This window comes from Bacillus sp. SJZ110 (genome assembly GCF_006715455.1).
In the GTDB taxonomy this organism is placed as follows: Bacteria; Bacillota; Bacilli; order Bacillales; family Bacillaceae; genus Bacillus; species Bacillus subtilis.
Genome location: NZ_VFNF01000003.1, coordinates 420,591 through 438,771 on the forward strand (window position 1 = coordinate 420,591; position 18,181 = coordinate 438,771).

Sequence of the window (18,181 nt, forward strand, 5' to 3'; positions counted from 1 at the left end):
AAAATTTTGAAAAAACAGTGCCGGCAAGAGGACTTGAACCCCCAACCTACTGATTACAAGTCAGTTGCTCTACCAATTGAGCTACACCGGCAAGATGGTGGAGGATGACGGGCTCGAACCGCCGACCCTCTGCTTGTAAGGCAGATGCTCTCCCAGCTGAGCTAATCCTCCAAATGGTGACCCGTACGGGATTCGAACCCGTGTTACCGCCGTGAAAGGGCGGTGTCTTAACCGCTTGACCAACGGGCCGTTGTGTTCTCGTCGAGCTGACAAAAGTTATTATATACAGGTCACCCCCTGTTTGTAAAGAGGAAAATTAAATTTTTTATTTTCAAACTTTTTAACTCCTTTTTTAACTGAAAAAGCCTCCCAACTAAAGCCATTTATTTTATGATAGAGACAAGCAAAGCAAGAGAGGAGAAACCAATATGATTCTAGTCAGTTCTTGCCTTGGAGGCATTGAATGCAGATATAACGGCTCTCACGCAGCGTCGGAGAAAATCAGAAAACTCGTCGATGAAAAGAAAGCAGTTATGGCTTGCCCTGAACTTCTCGGCGGCTTCTCTACCCCACGCGAACCCGCAGAAATCATAGGAGGCACCGGCGAGGATGTCCTCAATGGAACAGCGAAAATCGTGACAGCTTCAGGAGAAGACGTCACAGAACTATATATGGAAGGCGCCGCGAAAACATTGGCTTACGCAAAAGAAATCAACGCTTCTGCCGTCATATTAAAAGAAAACAGTCCATCTTGCGGAAGCGGTTTTATCTATAACGGCACATTCTCTGGCAAAAAAATCACCGGCAGCGGAGTAACCGCCGCACTGTTAAAACAAGCGGGCTACCGCGTCATTTCGGAAAACGAGCTTAACGACATATTGTAAGGAGGCCACCCCATGACTCAAGACATTTCTTTATCCTTCTATAAGCCTGAACACTTGCCCGAGCTCCAATCATTCACGCTCACCAACGATGACAAACGCTTTACCTCCCTCCCGAAAGAGGTGCTGTCTCAGGCTCTGGGCATACAGGACCGATACCCGGTTGTCATCTTAAAAGACGACCTTCCAGTCGGTTTTTTCATTTTACATGCATCAAAAGAAACGCTTGCTTCTTATTCTAACAATCCATTTGCTTTACTGCTCAGCTCCCTGTCTTTAAACGCTGTGCATCACGGAAAAGGCTATGCGAAAAAAGCCATGCTTTTGCTTCCCGCTTTTGTGAGCGGATATTTTCCATGGTGCGACGAAATCATCTTGGCCGTCAATCATCTGAACATACGCGCAAAACACCTATATATGAAAAGCGGGTTCCTTGATAAAGGACGGCGAAGAATCGGGCCGCTTGGAGAACAGTTGATCCTTCATCATTTCTTATAGTCTTGAGTGAAATAAAATTTCAAAAACTTAAAAACATAGTTGAAATATCATAACAGAAATGAATATACTGAATATTGAGATATATTATTTTAAAACAGGGGGCATCCTCATGTCAGAACCATTAAACCTTCACCGTCTCACAACGGAATCACGCAATAGCCAAACAGTTGAAATCCACAAAGCAAACACTCTTGGCATCCTCAAAATGATCAACAACGAAGATATGAAAGTCGCTGCAGCCGTCCAGGAGGTTCTCCCCGACATCAAAACAGCTGTAGACTGCGCATATGAATCGTTTCAAAATGGAGGCCGGCTCATATATACAGGCGCCGGCACAAGCGGCAGACTCGGCGTCATGGATGCTGTTGAATGTCCTCCCACCTACAGCGTAAGCCCTGATCAGGTCATCGGAATCATGGCTGGAGGCCCCAAAGCCTTTTTACAGGCAGCAGAGGGCATTGAAGACAGTGAAGAAGCAGGAGCTGAAGATTTAAGAAACATACAGCTCACTTCAAATGACACCGTCATTGCCATCGCAGCAAGCGGCCGCACACCGTACGCCGCAGGCGCCCTAAGATACGCCCGAAAAGTCGGAGCACACACAATCGCCCTTACTTGCAATGAAAACTCCGCCATCAGCAAGGATGCGGATCACAGCATTGAGGTTGTCGTCGGACCTGAGGCCATTACAGGATCAACACGTATGAAAGCCGCAACCGCTCATAAAATGATTCTAAACATGATATCTACCGCTGTAATGGTCAAAATCGGCAAGGTTTACGAAAACTTGATGGTAGACGTCAACGTCAGCAACAAAAAACTAAAAGAACGCGCCATCAGCATTATCCAAAGCCTTACAAACGCTTCATACGACACAGCCAGATACACTCTGGAACAAGCCGATCATCACGTCAAAACAGCAATCGTCATGCTCAAAACAAGCACAGATCAGAAACAAGCAAAGACATTACTCGATGAAGCAAACGGTTTCATTGACAAAGCAATCGAACATTACCATCCATGATAAGGAGAGAACTAGAATGGCCACAGGCGGTTTAGCGATCATCCAATCAATGAAGCATAAGCTCCCTCCATCCGAGCGCAAACTTGCAGATTATATCCTAGCCCATCCCCACAAAGCAATCGAAAGCACGGTCAACGAAATCAGCGCCTTAGCCAATTCAAGTGACGCTGCCGTCATCAGGCTCTGCAAATCACTCGGTTTAAAAGGATTTCAAGATTTAAAAATGAGAGTAGCGGGCGATCTGGCAAAGCCTACGTTTCAGGGCTACCGGGATATTGTTCCCCACGAGCCGCTGCCCTCCATTTCCGAAAAAACGGCCGGCAATGCCATTCAAGCCATTCAGGATACTTCAGACCTGATGGACTACAAAGAGCTTGAACGAGCGGTTTCTCTGCTTCTCAAAGCTCATACCGTGCATTTTATCGGCCTCGGGGCTTCCGGCATTGTCGCCAAGGACGCCCAGCAAAAGTGGCTTCGCATTCATAAACAAGCAACCGCGTTTACAGACACTCATCTTGTGGCATCTTTAATCGCAAATGCAGATAAAGACGACATCGTATTCGCCATTTCGTTTTCAGGAGAGACACAGGAAATCATTGAACTGTTTGCCATGGCCAAGGAAAAAGGCATCACAACGATCAGCCTCACACAATTCAGTCAGACATCCGTCTCCGCACTGGCTGATGTCCCTTTGTATACAGCCCATTCCAATGAAGCCTTGATTCGAAGTGCAGCCACTTCCTCCCGCCTCGCCCAGCTTTTTATAATTGATGTTTTGTTTTTAGGCATGGCGGCTGAGCAGTATGAAACGACAACCGGTTATATAGATAAAACGAGAGCAGCCATACAATCTATGAGAATAAAATAAGGCATCTTGAAGGGGAGGGGTTTTAATGAGCAAAGAAAATAACTACCATCATCTCGCACAGAAAATCCTTGATCTATGCGGAGGAAAATCCAATATTTCTTCATATACGCATTGCATGACACGCCTGCGCATTACGCCTTACGATGAAAGCAAAGCAGATGCTCAGGGTTTAAGAAAGCTTGACGGCGTATTGGGGGTCGTTGAAGCTGAAACCTTACAAATTATCCTCGGCACAGGAGTCGTCAATCATGTTACAGCTGCTTTCTCAAAGCTCGTGTCAGCAGAAGAAGGTGCCGATGTCAAAGAAGCAGCGGCCAAAAAGAAAGCCGATATCAATCGAAAAAACGCCACTCCTTTTAAACTTTTCTTACGTAAAATTGCCAGCATTTTTATCCCTCTTATTCCCGCTCTAGTCGCTTCCGGTTTAATTACTGGGATTACCAAAGCAATTATTCAAGCAGGCTGGCTCTCTGCAGACTCACAAATTGCGGTTATCCTGACAGTCATCGGATCAGGGCTGTTCACTTATCTCGGCATTCTCGTCGGTATTAACGCTTCGAAAGAATTTGGCGGGACACCCGCACTTGGTGCTTTGGCCGGGATCTTGATTATCAATCCGGAGATCGCAAAAATCAGTTTATTTGGAGAAGAGCTTCTCCCGGGCAGGGGAGGTCTGATCGGCGTCCTTTTCGCAGCCATATTCATTGCTTACACCGAACAATTTATTCGCCGTTTTATTCCTCAATCACTCGATATCATTGTCACACCCACCGTTTCACTGTTAATCACCGGAATCGTAACGTATGTCGTATTTATGCCTTTAGGCGGATTCATTTCTGATGCTATTACATCCGGCCTACTGTCCATCCTGGACATCGGCGGCATCGCTGCAGGCTTTATTCTGGGCGCAACCTTCCTTCCTCTCGTCGTAACCGGACTGCATCAAGGCTTGACGCCTGTGCACATGGAACTGATCAATTCAATTGGCAATGATCCTCTGCTCCCTATTTTGGCTATGGGAGGTGCAGGACAGGTAGGCGCGGCCTTTGCCGTTTTCGTGAAGACGAAAAAAACAACACTGAGGAAAGCAATCGCCGGCGGGCTTCCATCGGGACTGCTCGGCATTGGTGAACCGCTTATTTTCGGAGTCACGCTGCCGCTTGGCCGCCCGTTTTTAACAGCATGTTTAGGAGCTGGAATCGGCGGCGCCTTTCAAGCTTATTTTCAAGTAGCCACCATTGCGATTGGTGTCTCCGGACTGCCGCTTTCTTTTCTAGTCCTGCCTTCGCAAATCATCCTGTATATCGTTGGGCTCTTTATTTCCTACGCGGCCGGCTTTTTATTGACCTATGCATTCGGATATAAAGATGAAATGGCTTCTCAGTTCGATTAAATTGTTTCTGTATTAGGGATAGTAAACGGGATAGAAGCACAGAAAGGGGCTAGCCTGTGAAAACAAAGACACTGTTCATATTCAGTGCCATTTTAACCCTATCGATATTCGCGCCAAATGAAACCTTCGCACAAACAGCAGACAACTTGGTTGAGCCGAAAACCATAAATGCAGAAACTGCACAATTCTCGACGAAGAAGCTAAAGAAGGTAGATCAGATGATAGAACGGGATATTGCAGCAGGATTTCCAGGCGCCGTTCTTGTGGTGGTGAAGGATGGACGCATCATAAAAAAAGCAGCATACGGCTACAGTAAAAAGTACGAAGGGTCAGAACTGCTGCGCCGTCCAGCCAAAATGAAAACCAGAACGATGTTTGACTTAGCCTCGAATACAAAAATGTACGCAACAAATTTTGCATTGCAGCGCTTAGTCAGCCAAGGAAAACTTGACGTCTATGAAAAAGTTTCTGCATATTTGCCGGGTTTCAAGGATCAGCCGGGTGACCTCATAAAAGGAAAAGACAAGATACGTGTCATTGATGTCCTCCAGCACCAATCAGGGCTCCCATCAAGCTTTTACTTTTACACGCCGGAAAAAGCCGGCAAGTACTATTCCCAAGAACGGGACAAAACGATTGAATATTTGACGAAAATTCCGCTCGATTATCAAACCGGGACAAAACACGTATACAGTGACATTGGATATATGCTACTTGGGTGTATTGTCGAAAAACTCACTGGCAAACCGCTTGATGTCTACACGGAGCAAGAGCTCTACAAACCGCTCAGGCTGAAGCATACCTTGTACAATCCGCTGCAAAAGGGCTTTAAACCGAAACAGTTCGCAGCTACTGAACGAATGGGCAATACACGTGACGGCGTTATTCAATTCCCTAACATCCGCACAAACACGCTGCAAGGAGAGGTGCATGACGAAAAAGCGTTTTACTCAATGGATGGCGTGTCTGGGCATGCCGGATTGTTCTCAAATGCAGATGATATGGCCATACTGCTGCAAGTCATGTTAAACAAAGGTTCATACCGAAACATTTCTTTATTTGATCAGAAAACAGCCGACCTGTTTACAGCACCTTCAGCAACAGACCCGACATTCGCTCTTGGCTGGAGGCGGAACGGAAGTATAAGCATGGAATGGATGTTTGGCCCTCATGCCAGTGAAAATGCTTACGGGCATACCGGCTGGACAGGGACAGTTACAATTATTGATCCAGCATACAATTTAGGCATCGCATTGTTAACAAATAAAAAGCATACACCAGTTATTGATCCAGAAGAAAATCCAAACGTCTTTGAGGGTGATCAATTTGCAACAGGCAGTTATGGAAGTGTCATAACCGCGATTTATGAAGCGATGGAGTGAATGATTAGACGATAGGAGGAAGTTTCTATGAGACCTGTCTTTCCGCTTATCCTTTCAGCCGTTCTCTTTCTTTCATGCTTTTTCGGGGCCAGACAGACAGAAGCCTCTGCATCCAAACGTTCAATCGATGCCAATCAGATTGTCAATCGTATGTCGTTAGATGAAAAACTCGGCCAGATGCTGATGCCTGATTTTAGAAATTGGCAAAAGGAAGGCGAGTCCTCTCCGCAAGCCCTTACAGAAATGAATGATGAAGTCGCCAGCCTCGTCAAGAAATATCAATTCGGAGGCATCATCCTTTTTGCAGAAAATGTAAAAACAACAAAACAAACTGTCCAACTGACAGACGATTACCAAAAGGCAAGTCCAAAAATCCCGCTCATGCTGAGTATTGATCAGGAAGGCGGCATTGTAACGAGGTTAGGGGAGGGCACTAATTTCCCAGGGAATATGGCGCTGGGCGCAGCCAGAAGCAGAATCAATGCGTATCAGACCGGCAGCATCATCGGGAAAGAGCTCTCTGCCTTAGGCATCAATACAGATTTCAGCCCTGTCGTGGACATTAACAATAATCCTAATAATCCTGTAATCGGCGTACGGTCATTCAGCTCCAATCGAGAACTGACATCACGCCTCGGTTTATACACGATGAAAGGGTTGCAGCGGCAGGATATCGCGTCTGCCCTCAAACATTTCCCGGGACATGGAGACACGGACGTTGACAGCCATTATGGACTGCCGCTCGTTTCCCATGGCCAAGAACGGCTTCGTGAGGTCGAGCTATATCCTTTTCAAAAAGCAATTGATGCTGGTGCTGATATGGTGATGACAGCCCATGTTCAGTTTCCCGCCTTTGATGACACCACTTACAAAAGCAAACTCGATGGATCGGACATTCTGGTTCCAGCTACACTTTCAAAAAAAGTGATGACAGGTCTTCTTCGTCAGGAAATGGGCTTTAATGGTGTGATCGTTACCGATGCACTCAATATGAAGGCAATCGCAGATCATTTCGGACAGGAAGAGGCTGTGGTCATGGCCGTAAAAGCTGGTGTCGATATTGCATTAATGCCAGCCTCAGTCACTTCAATGAAAGAAGAACAGAAATTCGCACGTGTTATTCAAGCTTTGAAAGAAGCCGTGAAAAACGGGGATATTCCTGAACAACAAATCAACAAATCAGTTGAAAGAATCATTTCCCTGAAAATAAAACGCGGCATGTATCCAGCGCGAAACAGCGACAGTACAAAAGAAAAAATAGCCAAAGCCCAAAAAATCGTAGGAAGCAAGCAGCACCTGAAAGCAGAGAAAAAAATAGCTGAAAAAGCAGTAACTGTATTAAAAAATGAACAGCACACTTTGCCGTTCAAGCCTAAAAAAGGCAGCCACATCTTAATTGTGGCACCTTACGAAGAACAAACTGCTTCAATCGAACAAACCATTCACGATCTCATCAAGCGAAAGAAAATCAAACCCGTATCTGTCGACAAAATGAATTTTGCCAACCAAATATTTAATGCCGAGCATGCAAAACAAGTAAAAGAGGCTGATTATATCATAACCGGCTCCTATGTCGTCAAAAATGACCCTGTCGTCAACGACGGTGTCATCGACGACACAATATCAGATTCGAGCAAATGGGCCACCGTGTTTCCGAGAGCTGTCATGAAAGCCGCACTGCAGCACAACAAACCATTTGTCTTAATGAGCCTGCGCAACCCCTATGATGCAGCCAATTTCGAAGAAGCAAAGGCACTGATTGCAGTCTATGGCTTTAAAGGATACGCAAATGGCCGTTATCTTCAACCTAATATTCCGGCCGGAGTGATGGCGATATTCGGTCAGGCAAAACCTAAAGGCACACTTCCAGTTGACATTCCGTCAGTCACGAAACCAGGGAACACCCTTTACCCATTTGGCTACGGATTAAATATCAAAACTGGAAGACCGCTTTAATAAGGAGGGACACATGAGAAAAACAATATTCGCTTTTCTGACAGGGCTCATGATGTTCGGAACGATAACCGCTGCCTCTGCTTCACCCGATTCGAAGAATCAAACGGCTAAAAAACCTAAAGTCCAGACTGGTATAGACACGCTCTTGCCAGACTATAAAAAACAGCTCAAGGGAAAACGCATCGGACTGATCACCAATCCAACCGGAGTAAACGCATCTCTGAAAAGCAGTGTCGATATTCTTTACGAGAACCCAGATATCAAACTGACAGCTTTATTCGGCCCTGAACACGGCGTCCGCGGTGACGCCCAGGCTGGAGACGAAGTAGGCTCTTACATTGACGAAAAAACCGGGGTACCCGTATACAGCCTCTACGGAAAAACGAAAAAACCGACTCCAGAAATGCTGAAAAATGTCGATATTCTAATGTTTGACATTCAGGATGTCGGGACCCGTTTCTACACGTACATTTATACAATGGCATACGCAATGGAAGCCGCTAAAGAAAACGGCATTCCATTTATGGTGCTGGACCGTCCGAATCCTCAAGGCGGGAATCATATTGAAGGACCAATCTTAGAACCTGAATACGCCTCATTTGTCGGATTGTATCCCATTCCATTGAAGCATGGGATGACGATAGGCGAATTGGCTTTACTGTTCAACAAAGAATTTGATATTGATGCCGATCTTACAGTGGTAAAAATGAAACACTGGAAACGAAAAATGGATTTTGACGATACCCGATTGCCTTTCGTCCTCCCTTCGCCTAACATGCCGACGGTGGAAAGCACATTTGTTTATCCTGCAACCGGGCTGATTGAAGGAACAAATATATCCGAAGGGCGAGGGACAACAAAACCATTCGAATTGATCGGAGCTCCCTTTATCAAAAGCACAGAACTTGAAGAAACATTAAACAGCCTCCATTTGCCGGGCGTAACATTTAGGGCAGCATCCTTCACACCGACGTTTTCTAAACATCAAGGAACGCTTTGCCACGGTGTGCAGCTCTATGTGACAGACAGAGATAAGTTTGAAGCCGTTAAAACGGGTCTTTCAGTCATTAAAACCATACACGATCTCTATCCTGAGGATTTTGAGTTCCTGTCAACAGGTTCATTCGATAAACTGGCAGGCAACGGCTGGATCAGGACAAAAATTGAAAATGGAACTTCGGTTGAGGACATCATAAACAGCTATGAAAAAACACTCCAACAATTCAGCAAAACAAGAAAAAAATATCTCATTTATTAGAACGTAAGCATCGTATGTTACACGTGTAACATATTCTTACCGAACGAAAGACCCTTACTTTTACACATGTGTAAGGGTTTTTTTCATTCTAAAAACCCACCCGCTTTATATAGGAAAACTTTCTTTTATTTGGTACAATTTTTATTGAAAATGATTATCAATTAAAAGCCTCTGAAAAGGTGGTCTACTCGTGCAAAATGCAGTGATTTATCAACCGATACAAATTGAATATCTAAAAAAGACAAGTGATCTCTTCTCAGAACAGCAATTAGCCGATTCATTCGTGCTGATTTTTCATTTAAAAGGAAACGGCTATATTTCGATCGGAACAAACACCAATCCTCTGCAAAAAAAGACACTTTATGTTTGTCCGCCTAACGAGACCTTTGGCTTTACGCCGGCAGCCGATGGACATATAGATGCCTGTATGATCAGGCTTCAAAGCTATATCAAGGAAACCGGGCAAGATATTTTCACACCGTGCACAGAATCGGAATTAGCCAAACTGAAGCTTATGAATGTTTCACATATCGAAAATCTTGCCGTCCGGCTTCAAGAGCTTGCCGCACTATGGAATGAATCGTCTCAGCTTTCTCAGCTAAAATGTGTAATTGAAGTACAAAGCCTGATTTATGACCTTTTTACTGCCAGTTTATCTGATCAAACGGATACACATTCAGCAATCGAAAAAACAAAACACTATATCGAAACCCATGCCGATACAAAAATCACGCTTGCCCAGCTGTCGCAAATGGCAGGAATCAGTGCCAAACACTACAGTGAAAGCTTTAAAAAATGGACAGGACAGAGCGTAACAGAATTTATTACGAAAACACGAATCACAAAGGCAAAACGGCTCATGGCAAAATCAAACTGCAAATTGAAAGAAATTGCACACCAAACCGGTTATCAAGATGAATTTTATTTCAGCAGAATCTTTAAAAAACATACAGGCTGTTCACCTACAAGCTATATGAAAAAACGCCGAAAGAAAATCGCCGCATACGGAAGGGGCACAATGGGCCATCTCATCCCTCTTCACCACATACCTTTTGCGGCCGCTCTGCATCCGAAATGGACGTCTTACTACTATCAGCATTATTCGACAGATATACCCGTCCAGCTCAGTGCATACCGGTTTAATGAAAAGTGGGAAGAAAACCTGTACACGTTATCACAGGCAGAACCAGATGTGATTGTCAGCATGGATTCTATTTCTCCAGAAGAACAAGATCGCCTGAATCGCATCGCAGAAGTCATGTACCTTCCTTCAGAAGAAAGCTGGAGAACCCACTTTCTGCAAACTGCCTCATTTTTAAAGGAGGAGTCCGAAGCAGAAAAGTGGCTAGCGGATTATGACCAGCAGACAACAGCCGCCAAAAAAACGCTTCAGCACGTTCAAGGGCTGCGTTTTCTCTTTTTGAGGCTGCATAAGCAAAACTTCTATCTGGCACATAACCGAAGCGTCCGCGAAGTTTTCTTTGGGGATTTAGGATTCAGCTCGGCAACAACGGCTGACACACCTTCAGAACAAGCGATTTCGTTAGAAAATATCGCAAATTACCAAGCTGACTGTATGATGCTTTTTCTTTTTAAAGAGCCGGAGACCATAGCTTACTACCAGCAATTACAGCAGACAGAAGCATGGCAAAACCTAAGCGCGGTACAGAATAACCGTGTTTATCTTCTATCCCTTGATCCGTGGAATGAATACTCAGCTTGCGGGCACGAACGCATCGTTCAGCAAACTGTTTCTTTACTATCCGGAGATTATCCATGATAAATCAGGAATTTGTCCATGGTGTTATATCTGTTCATTCTCTATAATTCCAATTGATAATAGTTATCAATTGAACAGGGGGCTCTATAGATGAAAAAGATATCTCTTACCTTATTAATCTTGCTTCTCGCGCTGACAGCGGCAGCTTGCGGCAGTAAAAATGAATCAACTGCCAGCAAGGCAAGCGGCACAGCATCTGAGAAGAAGAAAATTGAATACCTTGATAAAACATATGAAGTAACTGTACCGACAGACAAAATTGCCATTACGGGAAGCGTTGAATCAATGGAAGACGCGAAATTGCTTGACGTTCATCCGCAAGGCGCAATTTCATTCTCCGGCAAATTCCCTGATATGTTCAAAGACATCACTGATAAAGCCGAACCAACCGGAGAAAAAATGGAGCCAAATATCGAAAAGATTCTTGAAATGAAGCCAGATGTTATCCTTGCTTCAACAAAGTTTCCGGAAAAAACGCTGCAAAAAATTAGCACAGCAGGCACGACGATCCCAGTTTCTCATATCTCTTCAAACTGGAAGGAAAACATGATGCTGCTTGCCCAGCTGACTGGAAAAGAGAAAAAAGCAAAGAAAATTATTGCAGACTATGAACAGGATCTAAAAGAAACAAAAACAAAAATCAACGATAAAGCGAAAGATTCAAAAGCGCTTGTCATCAGAATCAGACAAGGCAACATTTACATTTACCCTGAACAGGTGTATTTCAACTCCACACTATACGGTGATTTAGGCCTTAAGGCGCCGAACGAAGTAAAAGCTGCAAAAGCGCAAGAGCTGATTTCATTAGAAAAATTAAGTGAAATGAACCCGGACCATATTTTCGTCCAATTTTCTGATGATGAAAATGCAGACAAACCTGATGCCTTAAAAGATTTAGAGAAAAATCCAATCTGGAAAAGCCTTAAAGCAGTCAAAGAAGACCATGTGTATGTCAACTCAGTGGACCCTCTCGCACAAGGCGGTACAGCTTGGAGCAAAGTCCGTTTCCTGAAAGCGGCTACTCAAAAATTGACACAAAACTAATTCAGAGTAGGTTTTTGTATGTATTCAAAACAGTGGACACGTATCATATTGATTACTTCTCCATTTGCTATAACCCTGTCGCTTTTGCTTTCAATCCTTTATGGGGCTAAGCATCTTAGCACAGATATTGTTTTTACATCTCTTATTCATTTCGATCCGGGAAACACAGACCATCAAATTATATGGCACTCCCGGATTCCAAGGGCTGCCGGCGCTCTGCTCATAGGGGCAGCCCTTGCTGTTTCTGGAGCGCTTATGCAGGGCATTACGCGCAATTATTTAGCTTCGCCATCCATTATGGGTGTTTCAGATGGTTCAGCGTTTATCATTACGCTTTGCATGGTTCTGCTCCCGCAATCATCTTCAATTGAAATGATGATATACTCTTTTATCGGCTCAGCGTTAGGAGCTGTGTTAGTATTCGGCCTTGCCGCCATGATGCCAAACGGATTTACCCCCGTGCAGCTCGCCATCATCGGCACAGTCACAAGCATGCTGCTCAGCAGCTTATCAGCGGCCATGTCGATTTATTTTCAAATTTCTCAGGATCTCAGTTTCTGGTACAGTGCCAGACTTCATCAAATGAGTCCAGATTTCCTGAAGCTTGCCGCTCCGTTTTTCCTGATTGGCATTATAATGGCCATTTCTCTCAGCAAAAAGGTAACCGCTGTATCATTAGGGGACGACATTTCTAAAAGCCTGGGGCAAAAGAAAAAAACCATTAAAATCATGGCGATGCTTTCCGTCATCATTTTAACCGGCAGTGCCGTAGCGCTGGCCGGGAAAATTGCGTTTGTCGGGTTGGTTGTTCCGCATATCACGAGATTTCTCGTCGGCTCTGATTACAGCAGGCTGATTCCGTGTTCCTGTATTTTGGGCGGAATCTTTTTAACCTTGTGTGATCTCGCAAGCAGATTTATCAACTATCCGTTTGAAACACCGATTGAGGTCGTAACATCCATTATCGGCGTACCTTTCTTCCTTTATTTAATTAAACGAAAAGGAGGGGAGCAAAATGGCTAAAAAATATGCATTGTTCATCGCTTTGATTCTTGTTGTCAGCTATTTCAGCTTAACGAGCGGATCATTTTCTGTTCGTCCTGCTGAGCTGCTCTCCACTCTTTTTCAAATCGACCCGAATCCGCAGTATGAAATTTTGTTGTTCGATTTAAGACTGCCGCGGGTTGTCATGGCTGCTATTATTGGACTCGGTCTTGGCATTGCAGGCGCTGTTATCCAGGCCATCACGAGAAACGGGCTTGCTGACCCTGGAATTCTCGGAATCAACGCAGGGGCGGGAGCTGGCATTGTAGCGTTTATGCTCTTATTCCAAGGCCAGAAGGAAGTGACATCCATAGCTGCAGCGATGGGAATGCCGCTCTTTGGATTGATAGGCGGGCTCATCGCGGCGATCCTGATTTACATATTTGCATGGCACAGAGGCAATTTAGATTCAGGAAGAATTATTTTGGTAGGGATTGCGATCAATTCAGGATTCAGCGCCCTGTCTTTGTTTTTATCTTTAAAAATGGACCCGCAAGACTATCAAATGGCCATGGTGTGGAAAAACGGAAGCATCTGGTCTGCCAACTGGACGTATATCACAGCCGTTCTCCCATGGATGCTGCTGTTTATACCGATTCTTATCGGCAAATCCCGCCTGCTCGACACCATTCGTTTTGATGAAGACACAGTCAGAAGCCTCGGCATTTCATCAAATAAAGAAAAAACCATCCTGCTCGTTGCCTGTGTAGCAATCATCAGCGCCTGTGTCTCCGTAGCGGGAAGCATGGCGTTTGTCGGCTTAATTGCTCCCCATATCTCACGGAGACTGGCTGGCGTCGAACATCGCTATATCCTGCCACTGAGCGGTTTAATCGGGATGCTTCTTGTGATAAGCGCAGACTTTGCCGGAAAACTGTTTTTTCAGCCCGCAGAAGTGCCCGCAGGCATCATTTTGGCGATCCTCGGAGTTCCTTATTTCTTATATCTGCTTTTCAAGCAAAAAAAGGGGGAGAATGCTTGAAAGGATCTCTTTCAGAACACAAAGCCGGCAACAGGAGGTTCACGCTGTACCTCCCTCCTTCCTACAGCACAAACAGCAGGAGATTTCCTGCTGTTTATGTGCAAGATGGCAGTTCTTTGTTCCAAAACCAAATCGAATTATTAGAAAGCGCATTTCAACAGCGAAGGCTGCCTGAACTCGTGCTGATCGGTATCGAACCCGAAAACCGGCTAAATGAATACACACCTTGGCCGGCTGCATCACTCAGTGATCGGTTCACGGACTTCGGCGGAATGGGATATCACTATCTGTCTGATATAACGAACCAGTTCATTCCGCTAATCGAAGAAAACTGGAACGTCACCAGGGAACCGCAGTCAAGAGGAATGATCGGTGCCTCATTAGGCGGCCTCATCTCAATGTTCGCCATATTAAAATACCCGTCAATGTTCGGGAAAATAGGCTCTATATCAGGTTCATACTGGTACGAGAACGCAGCGGAAACCATTCATATAACTTCTTTAAAGCCCGGCACTGTACGTGTTTTCATGTCTGTCGGGAGTGAAGAAGGCCGTGAAAAACAATCCATTCAGCGACATATGCTGAAAAAAACAAAGCAAGTTCATCAAAGTCTAAAAGAAAAAGGCTTCACTGAAGACCAGTTGTATCTTTCAATTGAAAAAGGAGCGGTGCACCACCGCAAGTATTTCTGCAAACAGTTCATCAACGCGCTCGAATGGCTATACGGAAAAAACCGCTCAACCCTATGAGCGGTTTTTTATACTTTCTGCAACATTGGTTTTAATTCAAAACGATTCAGCATATAGCCAAACAAAGCAGCCAATATCTGCTGAAACAGCATGCCAATCACAACAGGAACGGCAACCTGAGACGGGAAGAACGTAACGGCAAGAACTGCGCCGGCACTAATATTCCTCATGCCTCCCGTAAATATAAGAGAGACTATTTCCTCTTGCCGCCTTTTCATCATTTTTCCGATCAGCCAAGCAGCGGCATAACCTGTTAACGCGATAAAGAATACCGTTACAGCTATTCCTGCAAATCTCAAATCAATGGATTTGAAATAAGGAGCAATCGCTGAACTGTTAATCGCAATCACTGCCATCAAGCAAAGCTTTGAAAAAGGCGACAGCACACTGCTCAAAGACGCAGTTCTTTCTGGAGATGACATCTGATTAAACAGCATGCCCAGAAAAGAAGGAATCACGACCATTACAATCAGACCTTTCATCATTCCCCACACATCCATATGAACCTGAGCGCCGGCCAGCAATGAAAGACTCAGCGGTACGATTAGCGGTGACAGCACAGTATCAATTAAAATAATCGAAAGTGTCAAACCGACATTCCCTTTGTACATCGCTGCCCAAATCAGGCTTGTAATCCCCGTAGGAATCACAACAGCCAATGTTAAACCGGTAATCGTCAAAGGATCACCTTTAAATATAAGATGGCCGCTGCCCCAAGCAAAAAGCGGCATGAAAATATGAAGAACGAATAGTGCAAGAATCATAGGGAGAGGGTGAGACAATGCATGTCTCAAAGATTGAAAGTTCGCGCTTAAACTGCCTGCAAACGTAATAAAAGCAAAGATCCAAGGCACAGCCCATTCATACCCATTTAAAAACTGAGACAGCAGCACGCCCAGCACCACACTAGTCGGCGTCAACAGCGGCATCACTCTCCCCAATACACGGTTCAGCTTCTGAAGCATCATATGCAAGTCCCCTATTTAAAATTTCTCTTCTCTCTATTATATCAATGCTGCTTAAGTGTATGTTATATAAAAAAGCCCAGATCTCATTCATCTGGGCTTCTCTATTTTATGCCATCTGTTTCATTAGAGATTTACTCGCTTTATTCAAACCTTTTAACTCAGCTTCAATGCCTTGTTCCTTAAACTTCGCAACAATCTTATCAAGTGCGGCCGCTCCAGAATCGTCCCATACGTGAGCTTCAGTTAAGTCAATCACGACCCGCTCAATATCCTCTTGATAAATAAACGCATTTGCAAGATCCGTCACTGACGCAAAAAAGATTTGCCCCTTCACTTGATACGTTCTAAGCTTTTGATCCTCTGCATGAGAAACGATTTTCAGCTTCGAGATTTTTGCCACAAAGAACACGGCACTTAAAAGAACACCGACAAATACACCCTTAGATAAGTCATCCGTCACAACAACCGTAACTACAGTCACAACCATGACAATCGAGTCCGTGAGCGGCGCTTTTTTGAGACCTTTTAAGGAAGACCAATCAAATGTGCCGACAGACACCATAACCATTACAGCTACTAACGCCGCCATTGGGATTTTCACCACGACATGACTTAACACCGCCATTAAAAACATCAGAAAAGCACCGGCAACAAATGCTGACAAACGTCCGCGACCGCCCGCTTTTGTATTAATGACAGATTGTCCGATCATAGCGCAGCCTGCCATTCCGCCAAAGAATCCAGTCACGATATTCGCAATTCCCTGTCCGCGGCTCTCTTTATTTTTATCACTGTCCGTATCCGTCATTTCATCAATAATCTGTGCTGTCAGCAAAGATTCAAGCAACCCGACAAACGCTAAAGCAATTGAATAAGGAAAAATAATTTGCAGTGTTTCAAAGGTAAACGGAACATCAGGGATTAAGAAATGAGGCAACGAACTAGAAATATTGCCCATATCACCAACAGTCCGCACATCCACATGGAAAGTGACCGCAATAATTGTCATCACAATAATCGCCACAAGCGGAGACGGAACAGCAGTCGTAAACCTTGGCAGCACATAAATAATAACCAACGACCCGGCAAGCATCGCATACATGCTCCAAGAAGCACCTTCAAACTGGGGAAGCTGCGCAGAGAAGATAAGGATCGCCAGCGCATTCACAAACCCGATCATCACAGAACGCGGGATGAATTTCATTAATCTTGCAATTTTACTGATACCTAAAATCACTTGAATAATGCCAGTCAAAATCGTAGCCGCAAATAAATACTGAAGCCCATGATCAGCAACCAGCGACACCATAACGACTGCCATTGAGCCTGTCGCAGCTGAAATCATGCCAGGTCTGCCGCCAAAAATAGAAATAATAATGGCTATACAAAATGACGCATAAAGACCGACCATCGGATCCACGCCGGCTATAATAGAAAAGCCAATCGCTTCAGGAATTAATGCTAACGCAACTAAAATGCCAGCAAGAATGTCTTTTCGGATATTGCCGAACCATTGCTGTTTTAATGTAAAACTATCATTCAAATATAACGACTCCTTTTTAGTAAAAAATTAATCCGCACCATATCTATTGTATTGGGAGCTTTTTTTATTTTACGGGAGAAAATGAAAAGAAAAACAACCGGGGAAAACGGGGAAACGTTGAGTATATTGTATTGAGGCAAGGAGTTGTCATACAAAGAGTATCATAATAAATTTTTATCAATTACGCAAGATGAATGCTGAAGAAAAAAATGGCTTAAATATAGTCTGAGACATTTTATCATATCCGGATGAAACCAAGAATCGTTTTAATGACAGTAATATCTTTTCTCTCATTTGGCAACCCGAGCCGGTTTCCGAACAAACGACAGGCATGCTGCTCGCTGCCAATGGATTGGCGGCTCTATCCTGCCAATCGCAGTCGGATGGAGTCTGGATGAGTCTCCCGTACAACCTGCATTTTGATTATTTATGACTCTCATGTTGATCATGCTGGTGATTGTATTGGGATTCAAAAATATTAGTAAAATGGATACTAACGAAAGCAAATCGGCACAGATATAAAATAAAAAACCCAGCTCAATGAGCTGGGTTTAAGCTTGCTTGGCGGCGTCCTACTCTCACAGGGGGAAACCCCCGACTACCATCGGCGCTGAAGAGCTTAACTTCCGTGTTCGGTATGGGAACGGGTGTGACCTCTTCGCTATCGCCACCAAACAAATTGAGAGTGTTCTCTCAAAACTAGATAACAGGTGTGACATCATTCAAAAATATGGTTAAGTCCTCGATCGATTAGTATCTGTCAGCTCCATGTGTCGCCACACTTCCACCTCAGACCTATCAACCTGATCAT

15 protein-coding genes, 3 tRNA genes and 1 rRNA gene are annotated in these 18,181 nt (G+C 44.4%); 13 read left to right on the forward strand and 6 right to left on the reverse strand.

Translation table 11 applies throughout. The features are described 5' to 3' along the window. Nucleotides 1–18: 18 nt before the first annotated feature. The 3 genes from FB592_RS12155 to FB592_RS12165 form a co-directional block, all read right to left on the reverse strand. Nucleotides 19–91, reverse strand: a tRNA-Thr gene (locus FB592_RS12155). Nucleotides 92–95: 4 nt separating this feature from the next. Beyond that, a tRNA-Val gene (locus FB592_RS12160) sits at nucleotides 96–171 on the reverse strand. A gap of 3 nt (nucleotides 172–174) precedes the next feature. After that, nucleotides 175–249, reverse strand: a tRNA-Glu gene (locus FB592_RS12165). A gap of 179 nt (nucleotides 250–428) precedes the next feature. On the opposite strand from FB592_RS12165, the gene FB592_RS12170 reads away from it, so the two are divergent. From FB592_RS12170 to FB592_RS12230, 13 genes are all read left to right on the forward strand, one after another. Beyond that, nucleotides 429–884 carry a 2-thiouracil desulfurase family protein gene (locus FB592_RS12170; protein WP_003234960.1) on the forward strand — a complete coding sequence of 152 codons (456 nt, stop codon included), beginning with the start codon at nucleotides 429–431 and terminating at the stop codon, nucleotides 882–884. 12 nt (nucleotides 885–896) lie between these two features. Beyond that, entirely contained in the window at nucleotides 897–1,379 is a 483-nt protein-coding gene (locus FB592_RS12175; RefSeq protein ID WP_014475628.1) for a GNAT family N-acetyltransferase, read from the forward strand. 109 nt (nucleotides 1,380–1,488) lie between these two features. Beyond that, a complete protein-coding gene (gene murQ, locus FB592_RS12180) occupies nucleotides 1,489–2,403 on the forward strand; it encodes an N-acetylmuramic acid 6-phosphate etherase (RefSeq protein ID WP_021481934.1) in 915 nt (304 codons plus the stop codon). 16 nt (nucleotides 2,404–2,419) lie between these two features. Next, nucleotides 2,420–3,271, forward strand: coding sequence for a MurR/RpiR family transcriptional regulator (locus tag FB592_RS12185; protein ID WP_015252968.1), 852 nt, complete (start codon nucleotides 2,420–2,422; stop codon nucleotides 3,269–3,271). A 25-nt stretch (nucleotides 3,272–3,296) separates the two neighbouring features. Continuing rightward, nucleotides 3,297–4,664, forward strand: a complete 1,368-nt coding sequence (locus FB592_RS12190) for a PTS transporter subunit EIIC (RefSeq protein WP_085187803.1) — start codon at nucleotides 3,297–3,299, stop codon at nucleotides 4,662–4,664. 56 nt (nucleotides 4,665–4,720) lie between these two features. Next, complete coding sequence (gene amiE / locus FB592_RS12195) at nucleotides 4,721–6,046, forward strand: N-acetylmuramoyl-L-alanine amidase (RefSeq protein ID WP_141949543.1); 1,326 nt, start codon at nucleotides 4,721–4,723, stop codon at nucleotides 6,044–6,046. Between the two features lie 27 nt (nucleotides 6,047–6,073). After that, nucleotides 6,074–8,002, forward strand: coding sequence for a beta-N-acetylhexosaminidase (gene nagZ / locus FB592_RS12200; RefSeq protein ID WP_141949544.1), 1,929 nt, complete (start codon nucleotides 6,074–6,076; stop codon nucleotides 8,000–8,002). Between the two features lie 13 nt (nucleotides 8,003–8,015). After that, on the forward strand, nucleotides 8,016–9,260 hold the full coding sequence (locus tag FB592_RS12205) for an exo-beta-N-acetylmuramidase NamZ family protein (protein WP_069963950.1): 1,245 nt from the start codon (nucleotides 8,016–8,018) through the stop codon (nucleotides 9,258–9,260). 190 nt (nucleotides 9,261–9,450) lie between these two features. Then, nucleotides 9,451–11,040: a bacillibactin transport transcriptional regulator Btr gene (gene btr, locus FB592_RS12210; RefSeq protein ID WP_064671154.1), complete on the forward strand. Its 1,590-nt coding sequence runs from the start codon at nucleotides 9,451–9,453 to the stop codon at nucleotides 11,038–11,040. A 90-nt stretch (nucleotides 11,041–11,130) separates the two neighbouring features. After that, nucleotides 11,131–12,084 (forward strand): iron ABC transporter substrate-binding protein FeuA, encoded by a 954-nt coding sequence (gene feuA, locus FB592_RS12215; protein ID WP_141949545.1) that lies wholly within the window; start codon nucleotides 11,131–11,133, stop codon nucleotides 12,082–12,084. Between the two features lie 18 nt (nucleotides 12,085–12,102). Beyond that, nucleotides 12,103–13,107 carry a FecCD family ABC transporter permease gene (locus tag FB592_RS12220; protein ID WP_015715127.1) on the forward strand — a complete coding sequence of 335 codons (1,005 nt, stop codon included), beginning with the start codon at nucleotides 12,103–12,105 and terminating at the stop codon, nucleotides 13,105–13,107. After that, entirely contained in the window at nucleotides 13,100–14,110 is a 1,011-nt protein-coding gene (gene feuC / locus FB592_RS12225) for an iron ABC transporter permease FeuC (RefSeq protein ID WP_003234980.1), read from the forward strand. Before FB592_RS12220 ends, feuC begins: the two co-directional genes overlap by 8 nt. Next, a complete protein-coding gene (locus tag FB592_RS12230; protein WP_038827959.1) occupies nucleotides 14,107–14,859 on the forward strand; it encodes an alpha/beta hydrolase in 753 nt (250 codons plus the stop codon). Before feuC ends, FB592_RS12230 begins: the two co-directional genes overlap by 4 nt. An 8-nt stretch (nucleotides 14,860–14,867) precedes the next feature. Here the strand turns inward: FB592_RS12230 and FB592_RS12235 are convergent, their stop codons facing one another. The 3 genes from FB592_RS12235 to rrf all read right to left on the reverse strand — a co-directional run bounded on the left by FB592_RS12235 (nucleotide 14,868) and on the right by rrf (nucleotide 18,045). Next, nucleotides 14,868–15,788: a bile acid:sodium symporter family protein gene (locus FB592_RS12235; protein WP_072175431.1), complete on the reverse strand. Its 921-nt coding sequence runs from the start codon at nucleotides 15,786–15,788 to the stop codon at nucleotides 14,868–14,870. A 145-nt stretch (nucleotides 15,789–15,933) separates the two neighbouring features. Continuing rightward, complete coding sequence (locus FB592_RS12240; protein WP_141949546.1) at nucleotides 15,934–17,370, reverse strand: SulP family inorganic anion transporter; 1,437 nt, start codon at nucleotides 17,368–17,370, stop codon at nucleotides 15,934–15,936. A gap of 559 nt (nucleotides 17,371–17,929) precedes the next feature. Further along, nucleotides 17,930–18,045 (reverse strand): 5S ribosomal RNA (gene rrf / locus FB592_RS12245). Between the last annotated feature and the right edge of the window lie 136 nt (nucleotides 18,046–18,181).

Bases quoted from the DNA above. Each gene is read 5' to 3' on its own strand.
- FB592_RS12170 (WP_003234960.1), top strand. From the start codon at position 429: ATGATTCTAGTCAGTTCTTGCCTTGGAGGCATTGAATGCAGATATAAC.
- FB592_RS12175 (WP_014475628.1), top strand. From the start codon at position 897: ATGACTCAAGACATTTCTTTATCCTTCTATAAGCCTGAACACTTGCCC.
- murQ (WP_021481934.1), top strand. From the start codon at position 1,489: ATGTCAGAACCATTAAACCTTCACCGTCTCACAACGGAATCACGCAAT.
- FB592_RS12185 (WP_015252968.1), top strand. From the start codon at position 2,420: ATGGCCACAGGCGGTTTAGCGATCATCCAATCAATGAAGCATAAGCTC.
- FB592_RS12190 (WP_085187803.1), top strand. From the start codon at position 3,297: ATGAGCAAAGAAAATAACTACCATCATCTCGCACAGAAAATCCTTGAT.
- nagZ (WP_141949544.1), top strand. From the start codon at position 6,074: ATGAGACCTGTCTTTCCGCTTATCCTTTCAGCCGTTCTCTTTCTTTCA.
- FB592_RS12205 (WP_069963950.1), top strand. From the start codon at position 8,016: ATGAGAAAAACAATATTCGCTTTTCTGACAGGGCTCATGATGTTCGGA.
- feuA (WP_141949545.1), top strand. From the start codon at position 11,131: ATGAAAAAGATATCTCTTACCTTATTAATCTTGCTTCTCGCGCTGACA.
- FB592_RS12220 (WP_015715127.1), top strand. From the start codon at position 12,103: ATGTATTCAAAACAGTGGACACGTATCATATTGATTACTTCTCCATTT.
- feuC (WP_003234980.1), top strand. From the start codon at position 13,100: ATGGCTAAAAAATATGCATTGTTCATCGCTTTGATTCTTGTTGTCAGC.
- FB592_RS12235 (WP_072175431.1), bottom strand. From the start codon at position 15,788: ATGCCGCTGTTGACGCCGACTAGTGTGGTGCTGGGCGTGCTGCTGTCT.